General features: G+C 73.2%; 16 protein-coding genes. 10 read left to right on the top strand and 6 right to left on the bottom strand.

Features of this window, described 5'->3' with window-relative positions; translation table 11 throughout:
- Positions 1 to 38: 38 nt before the first annotated feature.
- The 10 genes from ACIQKA_RS25590 (at position 39) to ACIQKA_RS25635 (ending at position 9,056) form a co-directional block, all read left to right on the top strand.
- Entirely contained in the window at positions 39 to 977 is a 939-nt protein-coding gene (locus ACIQKA_RS25590; RefSeq protein ID WP_383437567.1) for a DMT family transporter, read from the top strand.
- Positions 978 to 1,076: 99 nt separating this feature from the next.
- Positions 1,077 to 1,877 (top strand): MBL fold metallo-hydrolase, encoded by an 801-nt coding sequence (locus ACIQKA_RS25595; protein ID WP_383156829.1) that lies wholly within the window; start codon positions 1,077 to 1,079, stop codon positions 1,875 to 1,877.
- Positions 1,878 to 1,943: 66 nt separating this feature from the next.
- Positions 1,944 to 2,645 carry a DsbA family protein gene (locus tag ACIQKA_RS25600; RefSeq protein ID WP_383156832.1) on the top strand — a complete coding sequence of 234 codons (702 nt, stop codon included), beginning with the start codon at positions 1,944 to 1,946 and terminating at the stop codon, positions 2,643 to 2,645.
- A 234-nt stretch (positions 2,646 to 2,879) separates the two neighbouring features.
- Positions 2,880 to 4,058, top strand: a complete 1,179-nt coding sequence (locus ACIQKA_RS25605) for an aminotransferase class I/II-fold pyridoxal phosphate-dependent enzyme (RefSeq protein WP_383156834.1) — start codon at positions 2,880 to 2,882, stop codon at positions 4,056 to 4,058.
- On the top strand, positions 4,048 to 4,599 hold the full coding sequence (locus tag ACIQKA_RS25610) for a DUF6190 family protein (RefSeq protein ID WP_402542493.1): 552 nt from the start codon (positions 4,048 to 4,050) through the stop codon (positions 4,597 to 4,599). The genes ACIQKA_RS25605 and ACIQKA_RS25610 overlap by 11 nt, the downstream gene beginning before the upstream one ends.
- Before the next feature lie 26 nt (positions 4,600 to 4,625).
- Positions 4,626 to 5,429, top strand: coding sequence for a dihydrodipicolinate synthase family protein (locus ACIQKA_RS25615; RefSeq protein ID WP_383156839.1), 804 nt, complete (start codon positions 4,626 to 4,628; stop codon positions 5,427 to 5,429).
- Entirely contained in the window at positions 5,426 to 6,295 is an 870-nt protein-coding gene (locus tag ACIQKA_RS25620; RefSeq protein WP_383156841.1) for an iron-containing redox enzyme family protein, read from the top strand. Before ACIQKA_RS25615 ends, ACIQKA_RS25620 begins: the two co-directional genes overlap by 4 nt.
- Complete coding sequence (locus ACIQKA_RS25625; RefSeq protein WP_383156842.1) at positions 6,292 to 6,609, top strand: Rieske (2Fe-2S) protein; 318 nt, start codon at positions 6,292 to 6,294, stop codon at positions 6,607 to 6,609. The genes ACIQKA_RS25620 and ACIQKA_RS25625 overlap by 4 nt, the downstream gene beginning before the upstream one ends.
- Positions 6,606 to 8,063 (top strand): purine-cytosine permease family protein, encoded by a 1,458-nt coding sequence (locus tag ACIQKA_RS25630; RefSeq protein ID WP_383156845.1) that lies wholly within the window; start codon positions 6,606 to 6,608, stop codon positions 8,061 to 8,063. The genes ACIQKA_RS25625 and ACIQKA_RS25630 overlap by 4 nt, the downstream gene beginning before the upstream one ends.
- A 48-nt stretch (positions 8,064 to 8,111) precedes the next feature.
- Complete coding sequence (locus ACIQKA_RS25635; RefSeq protein ID WP_383156847.1) at positions 8,112 to 9,056, top strand: PDR/VanB family oxidoreductase; 945 nt, start codon at positions 8,112 to 8,114, stop codon at positions 9,054 to 9,056.
- Between the two features lie 121 nt (positions 9,057 to 9,177).
- Here the strand turns inward: ACIQKA_RS25635 and ACIQKA_RS25640 are convergent, their stop codons facing one another.
- From ACIQKA_RS25640 to ACIQKA_RS25665, 6 genes are all read right to left on the bottom strand, one after another.
- Positions 9,178 to 10,260: a Zn-dependent alcohol dehydrogenase gene (locus ACIQKA_RS25640; protein WP_383156856.1), complete on the bottom strand. Its 1,083-nt coding sequence runs from the start codon at positions 10,258 to 10,260 to the stop codon at positions 9,178 to 9,180.
- A 72-nt stretch (positions 10,261 to 10,332) separates the two neighbouring features.
- Positions 10,333 to 11,724 (bottom strand): aldehyde dehydrogenase family protein, encoded by a 1,392-nt coding sequence (locus tag ACIQKA_RS25645; RefSeq protein WP_383156849.1) that lies wholly within the window; start codon positions 11,722 to 11,724, stop codon positions 10,333 to 10,335.
- 430 nt (positions 11,725 to 12,154) lie between these two features.
- Positions 12,155 to 12,985, bottom strand: coding sequence for a class F sortase (locus ACIQKA_RS25650; RefSeq protein WP_383156858.1), 831 nt, complete (start codon positions 12,983 to 12,985; stop codon positions 12,155 to 12,157).
- Between the two features lie 55 nt (positions 12,986 to 13,040).
- The gene (locus ACIQKA_RS25655) at positions 13,041 to 13,757 is read right to left on the bottom strand and encodes a hypothetical protein (RefSeq protein WP_391096035.1); all 717 of its coding nucleotides are present in this window, start codon (positions 13,755 to 13,757) and stop codon (positions 13,041 to 13,043) included.
- 220 nt (positions 13,758 to 13,977) lie between these two features.
- Positions 13,978 to 15,405 (bottom strand): citrate:proton symporter, encoded by a 1,428-nt coding sequence (locus ACIQKA_RS25660; protein ID WP_391096032.1) that lies wholly within the window; start codon positions 15,403 to 15,405, stop codon positions 13,978 to 13,980.
- A 267-nt stretch (positions 15,406 to 15,672) separates the two neighbouring features.
- Positions 15,673 to 17,874 carry a molybdopterin-dependent oxidoreductase gene (locus ACIQKA_RS25665; RefSeq protein WP_402542495.1) on the bottom strand — a complete coding sequence of 734 codons (2,202 nt, stop codon included), beginning with the start codon at positions 17,872 to 17,874 and terminating at the stop codon, positions 15,673 to 15,675.
- Between the last annotated feature and the right edge of the window lie 133 nt (positions 17,875 to 18,007).

Here is an 18,007-nt window from a genome sequence, read left to right on the forward strand (position 1 = left end):
TCCATTTACCGCTCGCCATCCCGCCCCAGGGAGATCCCATGCACACCGCGCTCCTCGCCGCGGCCCTGCTGGTCGGCTGCCTCCTGGCCGTCCAGGCCTCGGTGAACCTCCAGCTCAACTCGGCCGTCGGCACCCCCTACGGCGCCTCCACCATCCAGCTCGGCGTCGCGACCGGCCTGCTCGTCGTCCTCGCGGTGGCGGCCGGGGCGCTCGGCGCGCTCGGCAAGCTGCCCGACGTCGAGCCCTGGCAGCTGCTCGGCGGACTGGCCAGCCCGCTCTACATCACCAGCGGCATCCTGCTCTTCCCGCGGCTCGGCGCCCTCGCCGCCGTCGGGCTCTTCGTCACCGGCCAGATGTTCGCCTCGCTCGCCCTCGACCTCTTCGGCCTCCTCGGCCTGGAGCAGAAGGAGCTCAGCGCCGGCATCGTCCTGGGCGCCGTGGCGGTCCTCGCGGGCATCGTCGTGATCATCCGGGGCATGAAGGCCGCGGCCCCCGCCGGCGCCCCCAAGATGTCGAGCGCCGGGCGCGCCGGCTGGCTCGTCCTCGGCGTCGTGGCCGGCGCCGTGCTGCCGGTCCAGGGCGCGGTCAACGCCCAGCTGCGCGCCCAGCTCAAGGAGCCCATCACCGTCGCGGTGATCAGCTTCGCCGTGGCGACCTTCACCATCGCCGTCGTCCTGCTCGTGCTCTACGCGACCCGCCGCACCCCGAAGCCCAAGATCGCCCCGCTGAAGAAGATGCCCTGGTGGGGCTGGCTCGGTGGCGCCTGCGCCGCCGCCTACGTCACCGGCACCTTCCTGCTCATCCCGTCCATCGGCGCGGCGGTGACCATCGCCCTCACCGTGACGGGCCAGCAGCTGACCTCCGCGCTCATCGACCACAAGGGCCTGTTCAAGCTTCCGCAGCGCTCCCTCACCAAGCCGCGCGCCCTGGGCCTCGCCCTGCTGATCGCCGGCTCCCTGACCATCCAGCTCGTCTGATCCCGGGCCGGAGCCCCCGGGGCCCCCGCCCGGGGGCTCCGGCCCGCCCCGTGCGTCACGCGAGACGCGTCACGAGAGGCGCGTCGTGAAAGGTGCGTCATGAAAGCGTCGTACACCGCCGGGCCGGACATCCACGTCCTGCCCTCGGCCCTGCCCATCCCCGGTCTCGGCGACCAGCCGGTGAACGCCTTCCTCGTGCGGTCGGGGCAGCCCTTCCTGGTGGACACCGGGATGCCCGTCGACCGGGAGGGCTTCCTGGACTCCCTCTGGTCCCTGATCGACCCCGCCGACCTGCGCTGGGTCGTCGTCACCCACGACGACCGCGACCACACCGGCGCCCTCGCCCGGATCCTGGAGGCCGCGCCGAACGCGAAGGTGCTGGCCAACGCGATATCGGTGACGCGAATATCCGAGGAATTCGACATTCCTCAGGAACGCCTGGTGACCGCCAATCCGGGAAGCCATGTGAAAATCGGCGACCGCGAACTGAGCTTTCACCGGCCGCCCACGTTCGATTCACCCGGGACCCTCGCCGTGTTCGACCACTCGGACGGCACGCTCTACAGCTCCGACAGCTTCGGCACGGTGGTGGAGGAGATAACCCACGACTTCGCCGACCTCGCCGAGGAGGAGTTCTTCCACGGGTTCGAGGTGCTGAACAGGGCGATAGCGCCCTGGACCGCGCTGGTCGACGAGGAGAAGTTCCTCCGGCCGGTGCGCGGCCTCGCCGCCCTGAACCCCGCGCGCCTGCTGAGCGCGCACGGGCCGACCGTGCGCGCGGACGCCGTGCCCCGGCTCTTCGACGCCATGGCCCGCATCCCCTCCCTGCCCGCCTGGCTGCCCGGCGCCGACCTCGACCTGGAGGCGGCGCTCGACGCCCAGGAGTCCCTCGCCGGCTGAGCCCCCGCGGCTCCGCCCCGGCCACGCCCCACCCCGTACACGCACACGCACGAACCGAGGAGAACCATGCCCGATCCCGTCCTCACCGACCCGACCCCGCCGCGCGGAGTCATCACCGTCTTCTCCGACATCTGGTGCTCCTTCGCGCACATCGCCGTCCACCGGCTGCACACCACCCGCGCCCGGCTCGGCCTGGAGGAGCAGGTCGCCTTCGACCTGCGCGCCTTCCCGCTGGAACTCCTGAACGACGCCCCGAGCCCGCGCCCCGGCACGGACAGCGAGGTCGCCCGGATGGCCAGCCTGGAGCCGGGGGCCGGCTGGCAGCTCTGGCAGGCCAAGGACTGGCTGTACCCCTCGACGACGCTGCCCGCCCTGGAGGCGGTGCTCGCCGCGAAGGAGCAGAGCCTGCACGCCTCGGAGCAGCTCGACCTCGGACTGCGCCGGGCCTTCTGGGCCGAGTCGCGGTGCATCAGCCACCGCAAGGTGATCCTGGACGTGGCCGCGGACACCGGCGCGGTGGACGTCGACGCCCTCACCGAGGCACTGGACGACGGGCGGGCCCGCCGGTCCCTGGCCGACCAGGCCGCGCTCTCGCGCACCGACCGGATCAACTGCAGCCCCCACCTCTTCCTGTCCGACGGTTCGGACCACGCCAACCCCGGCATCGACGTGGGCTGGGAGGGCGCGTACGGCATCGGCTGGCCGGTGATCGCCTCCGACGACCCGAAGGTGTACGAGGACATCCTGCTCCAGGCCGCGACCGAATAACGTCCACCGAATAGTTGAATTCGCTGCGATAATCGACTGAACACCAGGTACGACGGCCAGGCGTTCCTCCCGGAGGAATGCCTGGCCGTCGTACCTTTTTTTCGGCCGCAGAACATCGCGATGATTATTAATTGCGTGACCCGGCCGTTATTCGCAAGGGCGCTCGAAGCTCCTACAGTCGTCCCCGCCGCCGGAATTCCGGACGCAGATTCGCATCGACAGCGGGAGTTCTTCATGTCGTTGACCGACAAGGCAGACGTCAGCACGTTCGTCGACCTCACCCAGCACGAGATCGAAGCCCTGAAGACCCGGTTCAACCTGGCCGACGCGCACACCCACCAGCGCCAGTCCGCCTCCCAGGAGCGGATCGTCTCGCGGCTCCCCGAGCTGTGGCACGAGTCCGAGTCGAAGCAGCAGGCCCACTTCGAGCGCCAGTTCCTGGACGCGTTCTTCCGCCTGCACCAGCAGCCGACCGCCCGCGCCATGGACCGCACGCTCCTGTCGTACTCCGCCAGCGTCTCGACCATGGTCGCCGGCATGTTCCTGAAGCAGCGCGGCATGTCCGTGCAGCTGGTCGAGCCCTGCTTCGACAACCTGGTGGACCTGCTGCGCAACATGCAGGTGCCGCTCGGGCCGGTGGACGAGTCGGCGCTGCACGACAAGGACGCGATCTACGACCGGCTGGTCGAGGAGATCCACGCGGACGCGATCTACCTCGTCGACCCGAACAACCCCACCGGCTTCACCCTGCTCGCCGAGAAGCTGGAGGGCTTCCGCGAGGTCGTCCGCTACTGCGTGGACCACGACAAGGTCCTGGTGATGGACTTCTGCTTCGCCTCCTTCGCGCTGTGCGACGAGGGCGTCGGCCGGGTGGACATCTACAAGCTGCTCGAAGAGTCCGGCGTCACGTACATGGTCATGGAGGACACCGGCAAGACCTGGCCGATCCAGGACGCCAAGTGCGCCATGATCACCGCCAGCCGGGACATCCAGGAGGAGGTCTACAACCTCCACACCAGCGTCCTCCTGAACGTCTCGCCCTTCGTCCTCAACATGGTCACGCAGTACGTCGAGGACTCCATCACCGACGGCTTCGCCTCCGTCCGCGACATCATCACCACCAACGGCGAGGCCGCCCGCGCCGCCCTCGACGGCACGATCCTGGAGCTCCAGGAGCCGGTCGTCGGCACCAGCGTCGCCTGGTTCCGGATCAAGCCGGAGCACCTGACCGCCACCCAGCTCCAGGCCGTCCTCTTCGACGAGGAGGTGTACGTCCTGCCGGGCACCTTCTTCTACTGGAACAGCAAGGAGAAGGGCGAGCGGTTCGTCCGACTGGCCCTGGCCCGCGAGCCCGAGGTGTTCGCCGGCGCCATGGAGCGGATGCGGAAGGTGCTCGAGCGCTATGCGGCCTGACACCGACAAGGACACCGGCAGCGGCACCCCGGTGTTCGTGGACGCCGCCCTCTTCATGGGCATGCACAGCGCGGACGACGCCGTCCGGACCGCGGCCAAGGCCTTCTTCGCGGACCGGCTCGCCGCCGGGGACGCCGGCCGGGTCCTCATGAGCTGGGAGCAGGTCGGCCGCTGCGACGACCTCGTGTGGGGGTACGACCGGAAGACCCAGGACGAGTACTACCCCTTCATGGACGTCCTCCACACCGACCTCGCCGTCGAGCGGATCGGCTACGAGGAGGAGGACGTCCGCCGGGCCTTCAGCGCGCCCGAGCTGGACGGCCTGCCCACCCACGAGCGGCTGCTGCTCGCCCAGGTCGCCAACCGCGGGGGCACGCTGCACACGGCGAGCCCCCGGCTGCTCCGGACGGCCGGCCTGCCCGTCGCGCCGCTCGTCCCGGCGGGCGCCCCCTCCCCCGACAGGGAGCCGGCGTTCCCCGCCTACCTGGAGGACCTCTACCAGCGGTCGCTGGTGCTGACGGTCGACTCCGACGCCCTCTGAACAGACCTCGGAAAGGCCCCCCTTCCATGCCTGGCACCTACTCCGGGACGATCGTCCCGCTGATCACCCCCCTCGACGAGCACGGCACCGTCGACGAGCAGAGCGTCGCCCGCCTCCTGGACCACATCCGCTCCGAGGTCACCGGCCTCATGCCGGCCCTGACCTCGGGCGAGGGCTGGAAGCTCGACGCCCGGCAGTGGCGGGACGTCGTCGCGTACACCGTGAGACACGCCGGCGGGCTTCCCGTCCTCGCCGGCATCCAGCTCCCCGACACCGCCTCGGTGATCGAGCGGGCCCGCACGGCCGTCGAGCTCGGCGTCGACGCCGTCGTGGTCACCACCCCGTTCGGCGCCGACGTGACGCAGGACGCGATCGTCGACCACTACCGGGCCATCCGGGCCGCCCTCGACGTGCCGATCTTCCTGTACAACGAGGAGGCGCTGTCGGGCAACCGCATCGAGTTCGACACCCTGCTGCGGATCTGCGAGATCCCCGGGATCGTCGGCATCAAGGAGTCGAGCGGCGACGCCGCCTTCACCCGGAAGACGACCGAGTCCGGCACCGGCGTCCCGGTCTTCGAGGGCTGGGAGAACCTCCTCGCCGACGTCCGCGGCGTCGACGGCTTCATCGGCCCGCTGGCCAACCTCGAACCCGGACTGTGCAACGCGATGCTGGTCGACCCCAGCCCGGAGCGGCAGGCGGAGCTCAACGCGGTCTGCGAGCGGTACGGCATCTTCCGGGACGACTGGTACCGCTGGGTCAAGAAGGAGCTGCACGAGCGCGGCGTGATCTCCTCGACCACCACCCACGAGGAGGCGAAGGCGGCATGAGCGGCCTCCCCTCCGCCTCCGCCCCCGTGGCCGCGCACTCGGTCGCGGCCCCGGCCGCGACCGCCCAGCGCGAGCTGCACGCCCTCTACCGGCGGGTGCCCAGCCTGGGGGACTACGGCTCGATGACCGCGATCGAGGAGCGGTGGATCCTGCCCAAGGCGCGGGCGTACGAGGCGTCCGCGCCCCGCTTCGGCTCGGCCGGCGAGCTCCTGAGCGCGCTCAAGGACTTCCTGGCCGAGGAGGAGGCCGCGCTCCCCGAGAGCGCCACCTTCCTCGCCGAGCACGCCACCCTCGAACAGTTCACGACCGTGGTGCGGCAGTTCGCCCTCGACGGGCTCACCGAGTCCGAGTCCCTGCTGCCGGTCGTGCCCCGGCTGCCGTACCGCTCCGCGATGGCGGTCTTCCGGGTCCTCATCGACGAACTGGGCTGCGGCAACGAGGAGAAGGCGCACTCCCAGCTCTACCGGGACCTGCTGACCGAACTCGGCCTCAGCCTGCGCCTGGAGGACTACCTCGACGAGACGGTCCCCGAGTGCTACGCGTACGTCAACATGTTCCACTGGCTGGCGAGCCGGGCGTCCTCGCCCCAGTACTTCCTGGGCGCGTACGCCTACTTCGAGACCAGCGTCCTGTACGCCTTCCAGAGCTTCGCGCGGGCGGCCGGGCGGCTCGGGATCAGGAACGACGCCTACTACACCGAGCACCTCTACATCGACTCCTACCACAGCAGCCACATGCGGACGGCGATCCGCGCGCTCGACGAGCCGGACCTCGCGAAGATCTGGGCGGGCGTGCGGCTGGCCTCCGACATCGTCGGCACGGCCACGGAGGCGGCCGTGGCACGGGCGCGGGAGACCGCCGCATGACGGCCGTGCCCGTCGGGCGGCGGCGGGACGACGAGCCGACCGTCCGCCAGGTGACCGAGGACCTCGTCCTGGTCGAGACCGGCGGCCGCAAGGTCCTCGCGGCCGCCGTCTGCCCGCACCGCGGGGGCCGGCTCAAGTACGGCAGGGTCGACGGGGACAGGCTGCGCATCACCTGCCCCCTGCACCACACGACCTTCGACCTGACGAGCGGGGAGCGGCTCTCGGGGGCGGCGTGCGCCGCCATCCGGGTGGTCGACGTCCTGCCCGGCCAGGACGTCACCGCTCCCGACCCGCCCTCCGGAGGCGCTCCGTGACCACCACACCGACCGGGGCGGCGTCCACCGCGGCGCCGCCCCGTGCGGCCACGGCCGAGCACGACGGCGTCGCGCCCGTGCCCGAGGCCGAACGCACCTCGTCCCCGGCCGACTTCGGCTGGATCTGGCCGTCCGCGCAGTTCTCGTTCGGCACGGTCGTGCTCGGCGCGCTGCCCGTGGTCTTCGGCCTCGGCTGGTGGGCCTCGGCGAGCGCGATCACGGCGGGCGTCGCCGTCGGGACGGCGCTGCTCGCGCCGCTGGCCCGGTTCGGCGTCCGCACCGGCACCAACGACCCCGTGTCCAGCGGGGCGCACTTCGGGGTGCGGGGCAGGGTCGTCGGCAACGTCCTCACGGTGGTGACCGCGCTCGGCTTCTTCGCCATCGCCGTGTGGACCGGCGGCACCGCCGTCATGGTGGCGGGGCACCGGCTGCTCTCCACCCCGACGGGCCCGGGGGCGCTGACCGTCGCGATGTTCGTGACGGCGGCGGCGGTCGCGCTGGTCGCCGTGCGCGGCCACGAGGCGCTCGTCCGCACGTACCGGATCACCGCCGTCACCGGCGGGGCGGTCCTGCTCGGCACCCTCCTCGTCCTGGCCCCGAAGTTCGACCCGGGGTACGGCGGCGGGCCGCTGGCCCTGGACGGCGTCCTGCACACCTGGCTGCTCGCGGCGACCGCCTCCGCGACCGTGCCGCTGTCCTACGCCACCTTCCAGGGCGACTACACCCGCTTCATGCCGTCCTCCACGCGGCCGGGGCGGGTGGCCCGGGCCAGCGGCGTGGCGATGTTCCTCAGCAGTCTCGCCGCGCTGCTGACCGGCGCGTACGTGACGACCCTCTTCCCCGTGCCCGACGAGCCGTGGCTCCAGGGCCTGACGGACGCGGTGCCCGGCTGGTTCGCGGTGGCGGTGGTGCTCTTCGGCTTCGCGGGCACCCTGCCGCAGGCCGGCCTCTGCCTGTACGCGGCGGGGCTCTCCGCCAACTCGGTGTTCTGGCGCTCCTCGCGGGCGGCGGTGACCACGGTGGTCGCGCTGCTCGCCGGGGCCGTGCTGTACCTGGGGGCGGTGGTGTACGACGCCATGGACGCGATGTCGGCGTTCGTGACACTGCTGCTCACCGTCGTCGCGCCGTGGGCGGCCGTGCTCTTCGTCGGGTACGGGCTCCACCGGGGCAGGTACGACGCGGAGGCGCTGCGCTCCTTCACCACGGGCGGGGGCGGGCGGTACTGGTACGTGCGCGGGGTCAACCCGCGGGCGGCCGGCGCCTTCGCCGCGGGCTCCCTCGTCGGGATCCTGTGGGTCAACAACCCCCTGTACGTCGGCCCGCTGACCGACCTCACGGACGGCGTCGACCTGAGCCTGCCGGCCTCCTTCACGGTGGCCGCGGTGCTGTACGGGGTGCTCTGCCGGGTGTGGCCGGAGCCGCTGCTCCCGCCGTCGGCGGGCGCCGCGCGCTGACCTCCGTCCCCGTTCCCCCTCCGTCCGTTCCGAGCTTCGAGGTGTCGCATGTCCGTGTTCCGGCTGACGGTCCGGTCGGTCGTCCGGGAGGCCGAGGGCGTCCTCGGGCTCCTGCTCGCCGATCCCTCGGGCGCCGACCTGGCCCCGTGGGAGCCCGGCGCGCACCTGGAGGTCACCCTGCCGTCCGGGGCGGTCCGGCACTACTCGCTGTGCGGCGACCCGGACGACCGGGAGGTCTACCGGCTGGGGGTGCTGCGGGAGCCGGCGGGCCGGGGCGGTTCGGAGGAGATCCACGCCTCCGTGGGCCCGGGCACGGTCCTCGGGGTGCGGGGGCCGTTCAACCGCTTCCCGCTGGTGCCCGCCGAGCGGTACCTGTTCGTCGCGGGCGGCATCGGCATCACCCCGCTCCTTCCGATGGTCCGCTCCCTGCCCCCGGCCTCCTGGTCCCTGCTGTACGGGGGCCGGAGCCTGGCCTCGATGGCGTACCGCGAGGAGCTGGCGGGGCTGCCCGGGGTGACGCTGGTGCCGCAGGACACGGCGGGGCTCCTCGACCTGGACGCGGCCCTCGGGGCGCTGCCCCCGTCGACGGCCGTCTACTGCTGCGGTCCGGAGGGGCTGCTGCGGGCGGTGGAGGAGCGCTGGACGGGGGCGCTGCACACGGAGCGGTTCGGGGCGGCGCCGGCCGCCGCTCCGGCACCGGCGGCCGGGGACCCCGGAGCCCCCGAGGGGGGCTTCGAGGTGGAGCTGCGCCGGAGCGGGCTGACGGTCCGGGTGGAGCCGGGGCGGAGCCTGCTCGACGCGGTGCGGGAGGTGGTGCCGGGCGTGGCGTACTCCTGCGAGGAGGGCTGGTGCGGCACCTGCGAGACGAAGGTGCTCGGGGGGACGCCCGAGCACCACGACTCCGTCCTCGGCGAGGCGGAGAAGGCGGCGGGGGCCTCGATGATGATCTGCGTGGGCCGCTCGCGCGGCCCACGCCTCACCCTCGACCTGTGAGACCTCGGGGCCTCAAGGTCCCAGGGATCCCGGGGGCCTTGGGAGTCTCAGGAATCCCTGCGGTCTCAAGGATCCCGGGAATCTCAAGGGATCCCGGGGATCTCAAGGATCCCAAGGGATCTCAGGGGAAGACGACCAGGGCCCGGCCGCCCTTGCCCGCGAGCATGTTGTCGAAGGCGCCGGGGATGCCCTCCAGGGTGATCCGCTCGGTGACGAGGGAGCCGAGGTCGAAGCGGCCGGCCCTGATGTGCCCGGCGAGGACCGGCAGGTCCTCGGCCGGGTTCGAGTTGCCGTAGACGCAGCCGGCCAGGGTGCGGCCCCAGTGGAAGATCTCCAGGGCGTTGAAGGTGACCTGCTGGTCCTTTCCGCCGATGCCGACGACCGTGGTCCGGCCGCCGCGCCGGGTGGACTCCCAGGCGGTGCGGATGGTGACGGCGCGGCCCACGCACTCCACGGCCACGTCGACGCCCTGCCCGCCGGTCAGCCTCCTGATGTCCTTCGCCGTGGTGTCGGAGGCGACGACGTACTCGGTGGCCCCGGCCGCCCTCGCGAGGGCCTCCTTCTCCGGGGAGACGTCCACGGCGACGATCGTCGACGCGCCCGCGATCCGGGCGGCCTGGAGCGCGGCGAGGCCCACGCCGCCCACGCCGTACACCGCGACGGTCTCGCCCTCCCGGACCCGGGCGGAGTGGTGGACCGCGCCCCAGCCGGTGAGCACGGCGCAGCCGAGCAGGGCGGCGTCGGCGAGCGGGACGCCGTCGGGCACGGGCAGGACGCAGCGGGCGGCGACGACCGTCTCCTCCGCGAAGGCGGCGACGTTGAGGCCGGGGTGCAGCCCGGTGCCGTCCTGGGTGCGGGCGTGGAGGTTGCCCGCGCCGGTCAGGGCGTCGGCGCAGAGCCAGACCTCGCCGAGCGAGCACGGGTGGCAGCTTCCGCAGGACGGCGCCCAGTTGAGGACGACCTCGTCGCCGGGGGCGACGTGCGTGACGCCCTCACCGACGGAGACGACGGTGCCGGAGCCCTCGTGGCCGAGGACGGCCGGGACCGGTACGCGCATGGTGCCGTTGGAGAGGGAGAGGTCGGAGTGGCACACGCCGGCGGCGGCGAGGCGGACCCGGACCTGGCCGGGGCCGGGCTCCGGGAGCTCGATGTCGGTCATCTCCAGCGGAGCGCCGACGGCGGGCAGGACGACGGCGCGGATCAGGCTCACGTGCGGTGCTCCTCGGGACTCGGGACTCGGGGCTGCGTCCGGGAAGGGCGCGGGAAGGGCGCGGGCTCAGAACTGCAGGGACTTGGTCTGGAGGTACTCGGCGAGGCCGTGCGCGCCCAGCTCCCGGCCGACGCCGGACTGCTTGTAACCGCCGAAGGGGGCCAGCGGGTTGAAGCGGCCGCCGTTGATGTCGACCTGGCCGGTGTCCATGCGGCGGGCGAAGGCGACGGCCTCCTCGGGGTCGCCCCAGACGGCCCCGGCGAGGCCGTAGACGGTGCCGTTGGCGATGGCGAGGGCCTCCGCCTCGTCCTCGTACTTCAGGAGCGAGACGACCGGCCCGAAGATCTCCTCCTGGGCGATGGTCATGTCCGGGGTGACGTCCGCGAAGACGGTCGGGGAGACGTAGTAGCCGGTCTCGCGCGGGGCCTCGGGGCCGCCGGCGACGAGCCGGGCGCCCTCCTCGATGCCCTTCTCGATGTAGCCGCGGACGCGCTCCTGCTGCTTGGCGTTGACCAGCGGGCCGACGCGCTCGCCGGGGACGTACTTGGCGACGGCCTCGGCGGCGAGCGCCACCGCCTCCTCGTACCGGTCGGCGGGGACGAGCATCCGGGTCCAGGCGCTGCACGTCTGGCCGGAGTTGGACATGACGTTGGCGACGCCGACGGCGACGGCCTTGGGGAGGTCGGCGCTCGGCAGGATCACGTTGGCGGACTTGCCGCCGAGTTCGAGGGCGACCCGCTTGACCGCGCCGCCGGCGAGGGCGCCGATGCGGCGGCCGACGGCGGTGGAGCCGGTGAAGGAGACGAGGTCGACGTCCGGGTGCTCGGCGAGCGCCTGGCCGGCGACCGGGCCGAGGCCCGTGACCAGGTTGAAGACGCCGGCGGGCAGGCCCGCCTCGTGGGCGGCCTCGGCGAAGAGCTGAGCGGTGAGCGGGGTGTCCTCGGCGGGCTTGAGGACGGTGGTGCAACCGGCGGCGAGGGCCGGGGCGACCTTGGCGACGATCTGGTGGAGCGGGTAGTTCCAGGGGGTGATCGCGGCGACGACGCCGACCGGCTCGGCGTAGACGGTGGAGTTGCCGACCTTCTCCTCGAAGGGGTGGGTGGCGGCGAGTTCGGCGTACGTGCCGGCGACGGCGATCGGCAGTCCGGCGTGGACGGCGGCGGCGAGCTGCGGCGGGGCGCCGAGCTCGGCGGTGACGGTGGCGGCGATCTCCTCGGCGCGGGCGGCGAGCGCGTCGCGCAGGGCGGCGATGCGGGCGGAGCGCTCGGCGGGCGGGGTGGCGGCCCAGCCGGGCAGCGCGGCGCGGGCGGCGCGCACGGCGGCGTCGACGTCCTCGGCGGTGCCGGCCGGGACGTGGCCGACGACCTGCTCGTCCGCCGGGTTGACCACCGCGATGGTGTCCGTGGAGGAGGCGGGACGCCATTCCCCGCCGATGTACATCGCGTCGTGCGCCTTCATCCGCTGTCTCCTCACGTTACCGACGGGTTCGTCGCCCACCCAAACTAGCGCCGTTAGTTTTCCGGCGCCAGGGCGGTGGGGCGTGCCCCGGGTCTCACTCCCGGACCGCCCCCCGTACCCCTGCGGGATTCCGGTACGGAGCCGATCGTGCCGCCCCGGGCCGGGCGGCGTCCACGGCGGAACCGGACAGGCGCGGAGCACGGAACCGGGTCGCTCCGCCCCGCCTCCGGGGGCGCGGCCCGGACGCGCCGCCCGAGCGCCCGCTCCGGGAGGTCCGCCCGGACACGCCGCCGCGTCCGGCGGGGCGCACGCCCGGGGGCGCGGCCCGCCGGACGCGGCGGGGGAGGTCGGCGGAGCGGCTGGGATCCGCCGACCGGACGTTCCGGTGCTTCGGCGCTTCGGTGCTTCGGCACTCGGCGCGCCGGGGGCGTCAGATCTTCTGCGCGATGTCGGTGAGGTGGGCGAAGACGACGATGTTCGCCTCGTAACCCGTCTTGCGGTCGAAGGCTCCGCCACAGGTGAGCAGCCGCAGTTCGGGCCGTCCGGTGGCGCCGTACACCTCCTCGTCGGGGAAGTCGTCCTTGGCGTACGTCTTGATGCGGTCGACCGTGAAGACGGCGACCTTCCCGTCGGCGCGGGCGACCCGGACGGTGTTGCCGGGGTTGAGGACGCCGAGGTTGAGGAAGACCGCGGGCCCGGTGAGGGTGTCGCGGTGACCGACGACGACGGCGGTCCCGCGCTCGCCCGGCGTGGGCCCCTTGGCGTACCAGCCGACGATGCTGGGGTTGTCGGCCGGCGGGGTGGCGAGCTGCCCCTTCTTGTCGAGGTCCAGGTCGGTCACGGGGGCCTCGATGGTGATGGCCGGGACGGCGACGGCGGTGGGGCGCGAGCGGGGAAGCGGCGCGAGCGCTCCCTGGGACGCGCCCCTCGGCCGGGGCACGGCCTTCGGGGAGGGCGTGCTCTTCGGGTTCTTCCGGCTCTCCTGGCCGTCCTGGCCCTTCGGGGAGGGCACGGCCCGCGCGGGAGGCGTGGCCTTCGGAGAGGGGGCGCCCTTCGGCGGGGGCGCGCTCTCCGGCGGGGCCGCGGGTTTCGCCTCGCGGCCCAGGGCGGCCGGAGCGCCGGCCGCCGCGACCGCTCCCGCCGACTCCGCCCCCGCCGCCCCGGCCCCGTCGGAGGCGGCCGGGGCGGCGGCGAGGGGCGGGGCGGCGGGTTCGTCGCCGCCCGTCCACCAGAAGCCTCCGACCACCAGGACCACGAGCACCGTCACGGTCCTGGCCAGCCGGAACAGGCGCCGCCGCCTGCGCGTGATGCGGGACCTACGCGGCGCCATCGTTGCGGCGGCGCGAGCGGCGGAACATGACCAGTCCGGCCGTGCCGGCGAGACCGGCGGCGACGGCCGCGCCGACGCCGAAGGCGGAGGACTCCTCGGCCGCGGCGAGCTGCACGCCGCCGCCGCCCGCGCCGACCGGGCCCTGCGGGGGCCGGCCCTGGCCGTTGTTGGACCAGTTGCCGCCGCTGCCGTTGTTGGTGCCGGCGTTGTCGTTGTTCGACCAGTTGTTGCCGGAGCCGTTGTTGCCGGGACCGTTGTTCTGGCCGTTGCCCGGACGTCCGCCCGGCCCGTTGCCGTGGCAGTCGACCGTGAAGATCTTCTGCTTGCCGGTGGGGACGGCGCCCGGGAAGGTCCAGGTGACCCGGTACTGGCCCTCGGGCAGCGTCAGCGGGTTGGTGTGGCCCATCCCGGTGTTCAGCGCGACGCGGCCGCTGAGGGTGGGGACCTCGGGCCGGGGCGGCTGCGGGGTGATCTCCCAGCTGACCTCCTGGAGGATGTCGAAGTTGAAGGCCGCGAGGTAGAACTTGCAGACCCTCGCCTCGTCGTTCAGGTCGCCGTAGGGGGTGCCGACCTTGTGGACCTTGATGTCGCCGTTGTCGCCGGGAGCGGCGAACGCGGCCGGGGCGCCGGCGAGGGCGAGGCCGCCGAAGGCGGCCGTGGCCGCGAGGGTGGCGGCGAGGGGGCGGACAGCACGAGCGGGCATGCGAGCTCCTCCAGGAAAGGACATGTCGGGCGTTTCAGCCGATAATCCGACTATCAGTCATCAGATGACTGCGGAGGGTGGCGACATGCTCGTGTCGATCTCCGAGTCGCCCGTCCGGCGCACAGCCCGCCGGACCCGGGCGAGTCCGGACGGGCCCGGAGACGGGAAACCCCGGGGACCGGCCGGGTCCGGCGACCGGAGACCCCGGGGACCGGGCGCTTCAGACGATCCCGAGGAGGACCGCCGCCGCCAGCACGACCAGCGAGGTCAGCGCGGCCCACTTCACCGTGAACCTGGTGTGGTCGCCGAACTCCACCTTCGCCATGCCCACGAGCACGTACACCGCCGGCACCAGCGGGCTCGACATGTGCAGGGCCTGGCCGACGATCGAGGCCCGGGCGATCTCCACGGGTGACACGCCGTGGGCCGCGCCCGCCTCCGCGAGGACCGGAAGCACGCCGAAGTAGAAGCCGTCGTTCGACATGAAGTAGGTGAGCGGGAGGCTCAGCACTCCGGTGACCAGGCCCATGTGCGGCCCCATGCCCTCGGGGATCGCGCCGACGAGCCAGTCCGCCATGTGCTCGACCATGCCCGTGCCGGTGAGGACGCCGGTGAAGACGGCGGCGGCGAAGACCATGCCGGAGACGTTGAGGACGTTGTCGGCGTGGGCGGCGATGCGGGCCTTCTGCTCGGCCATGTCCGGGTAGTTGACGGTGAGCGCGAGGGCGGCGCCGAGGAGGAACAGCACCGGGATCGGCAGCAGTTCGAGGATCATCGCGGTGAGCAGCGCGACCGTCAGACCGGCGTTGAACCAGTACAGCCGGGGCCGCAGCGTGGGCCGGTCGGGATCGAGCCCCTGGAACCCGTCACCGTCCTCCGCACCGGCCCCGGCTCCCGTACCCTCGCCCTCGCCCTCATGCGCACCGGCGGCCGCGCCGTCGCCCGCGCGCTTGCCGCCGCCACGAGCGGTACCGCCACCGGCCGCGACCAGCACCGTGCCGGTCTCCGGGACCAGGGCCTCGTCGAGCGTGAGGTAACCGATGCGCTTGCGCTCGCGGCGGCCGAGGACGTACGCGAGGGCGAAGACGAAGAGCAGGCCCGCTCCGAGCGCCGGGATCATCGGCACGAAGATGTCGGAGGCGTCCAGTTTCAGGGCGGTCGCGGCGCGGGCGGTGGGGCCGCCCCAGGGCAGGGTGTTCATGACGCCGTTGGCGGTGGCGGCGACGCCCGTCATGACGACCAGGCTCATCCCGAGCCGCTTGTAGAGCGGGTACATCGCCGAGACGGTGATCATGAACGTGGTGGAGCCGTCACCGTCCAGGGAGACGATCGCGGCGAGCACCGCCGTGCCCACGACGATCCGCACGGGGTCGGCCTTGCAGAAGCGCAGGATGCCCCGGACGATCGGGTCGAAGAGGCCGACGTCGATCATGACGCCGAAGTAGACGATCGCGAACATCAGCATCGCGGCCGTCGGCGCCAGGTTGCCGACGCCGTCGATGACGTAGTCGCCGAGCCGGGCCCCCTGCCCGACCGCGACGCAGAAGAGCGCGGGGATCAGCACGAGCGCCGCGATCGGCGACATCTTCTTCGTCATGATCAGGACCAGGAAGGTCGCGATCATGGCGAAGCCGAGGACGGTCAGCATGGAGGACACCTCACGTTCACCCTTGAACTGCCGCCGAGCGGCGGTCCGGACGACCGTAGGTGCCCCCTTCCGCCGTTAACAAGGTGTTGACGCGTGAGCAATACGAGCAAAACCCCAGGTCAATACGGGGTGCAGGTGGGAGACTCGGCAGGGCGACGCCCCGTGCCCTGACCGGGAGGCGCCCCGTGCCGTGACCGGGAGGCGTTCAGGATCACGCCGGATCGCAGTGGAGCGGCACCCCGGACCACGGCAGGGCGACACCCCGGCTCACGGCAGGGGCGACACCTCGACGGGGAAGCCGTTGAGCACGGCGGTGCCGGAGAGGGGGTCGATCCGCGACCCGTCGAGGAGCTGGTTGACGTTGACTCCGGGGCGGACGGACGCCACGGCGAGCCGGGTGCCCGCCCGGTCGTGACCCCAGCCGTGCGGAAGGCTCACCACGCCCGGCCGCACCCCGTCGGTGACCTCGACCGGCACCTCCAGTTCGCCGCCCTCCCCCTTGATCCGCGCGAGCCCGCCGTCGGTCAGCCGCAGCCGGTCCGCGTCCCGGGGGTGCACCTGGAGGGTGCACCGGTTCGAACCGCCGCCGAGCGCGGGCGTGTTGTGCAGCCAGCTGTTGTTCGAGCGCAGGTGCCTGCGCCCGACGAGCCGGAGGGCGTCCGGGTCGGGTACGGCGTCGAGCGCGGCGCGCAGCCGGGGCAGGTCGGCGGCGAGCGGCGCGGGCAGGAGTTCGATCCGTCCGCTGCGGGTCTTCAGGAGCTGGGGCAGACGGGGCTTGAGCGGGCCGAGGTCGATGCCGTGCGGGTGCGCCTTCAGCTCGTCGAGGGTGAGCCCGTACGGGCCGAGCCGCAGCATCAGGTCGAGTCGCCGCTCGGCCCCGGTGTCCCCGGTGAGCCGGGCCGCGAACTCCTCGGGGTCGGCACCGTACGCCGGCGAGTGCTCCTGCGCCACGGCCTTGGCGAGGGTGGTGCGGACGGCGAGGTCGTCCACGGCCGAGGGCGGCGCGCCGTGCGTGCCCGAAACCGCGAGGATCAGCCGGGCGTGGATCTCGCACTCGTCCATCCGGCCCGCTTCGAGGGGAACCGCCGCCGGGGTGTGACGGACCTGGTCGCGGACGGCGAACCCGTTGAAGGCGAAGTCGAAGTGGGCGCTCTGCGAGGGTGGGGGCGGGGGCAGCAGGACGTCGGCGTGGCGGGTGGTCTCGTTGAGGTACGGGTCGACGGCGACCATCAGGTCGAGGGAGCCGAGGGCCGCGTCGAGGCGGTCTCCGTCGGGGGCGGACAGGACGGGGTTGGCGGCGATGGTGACGAGGGCGCGGATCCGCCCCTCCCCCGGGGTCTCGATCTCCTCGGCGAGCGCGACCAGCGGCAACTCCCCCTTGACCTCGGGGTGGTGCGAGACCCGGCTGTGCCGGCGGCCGAGGGCGAAGCCCCTGCCGGGTCCCGCGGGGCGCGGGGCGGGCGCGGTGGCGGAGAGCGGGAACAGCGCGCCGCCGGGCCGGTCGAGATTGCCGGTGAGGATGTTGAGGACGTCGACCAGCCAGTTGCCGAGGGTGCCGTACGCCACGGTGGAGCTGCCCATCCGCCCGTAGACGGCGGCGGTGGGCGCGGCGGCGAGCTCCCGGGCGAGGGCGCGGACGGTGGCGGCGTCCACGTCGCAGGCGTCGGCGACCGCCTCGGGGCTGAACTCCCGCACCGCGGCCCGTACCTCCTCGACGCCCTCGACGTGGGCGGCGAGCGGTCCGAGGGCGGTGAGGCCCTCCGCGAAGAGGGTGTGGACGAGGGCGGCGAGGAGCAGCGCGTCGGCGCCGGGGCGGATCGCGACGTGCCGGTCGGCGAGGCGCGCGGTGCGGGTGCGCCGGGGGTCGACGACGGTGAGGGTGCCGCCGCGCCGGCGGAGCGCCTTGAGCCTGCCGGGGAAGTCGGGGGCGGTGCACAGGCTGCCGTTGGAGTCGAGGGGGTTGGCGCCGAGCACGAGCAGGTGGTCGGTGCGGTCCAGGTCCGGCACGGGGACGGCGAGGGGGTCCCCGAAGAGCAGGCCGCTGGACACGTGCTTGGGCATCTGGTCGAGCGTGGACGCCGTGAAGAGGTTCCGGGTGCGCAGCGCGCCGACGAGCAGGGGCGGGTAGAGGGCTCCGGCCATCGTGTGCACGTTGGGGTTCCCCAGGACGATACCCACGGCGTCCGGCCCGTACTCCTCGACGATCGGACGCATTCGGGCGGCGATCGTGTCGAACGCCTCGGCCCAGTCGACCTCCCGGAGTTCGCCGTCCTTCCGGACCATGGGGCGGCGGAGCCGGTCCGGGTCGGCGTCGACCTCGGGGAACGCGGCGCCCTTGGGGCAGACGAACCCCCGGCTGAAGACGTCGTCGCGGTCGCCGCGCGCCCCGGTGACCCGGGTCCCTTCGAGCGTCAGGGTCAGTCCGCAGGTCGCTTCGCAGAGGGGGCAGATGCGCAGGGCGGTGGGCATGGCGTCTCCCTGGGACGTCGGGTGGCGCTGAGCATACCGACCGGTAGGGAGGGAGGGGAGGGGTGTGCCCGCGCCTCTCCCCTCCCCCGCCCGACGGCCGTCGTCCCGCTCCCCCGAAGACCGTCGCCCCTCG

The organism is Streptomyces sp. NPDC092045 (assembly GCF_044756005.1).
In the GTDB taxonomy this organism is placed as follows: Bacteria; Actinomycetota; Actinomycetes; order Streptomycetales; family Streptomycetaceae; genus Streptomyces.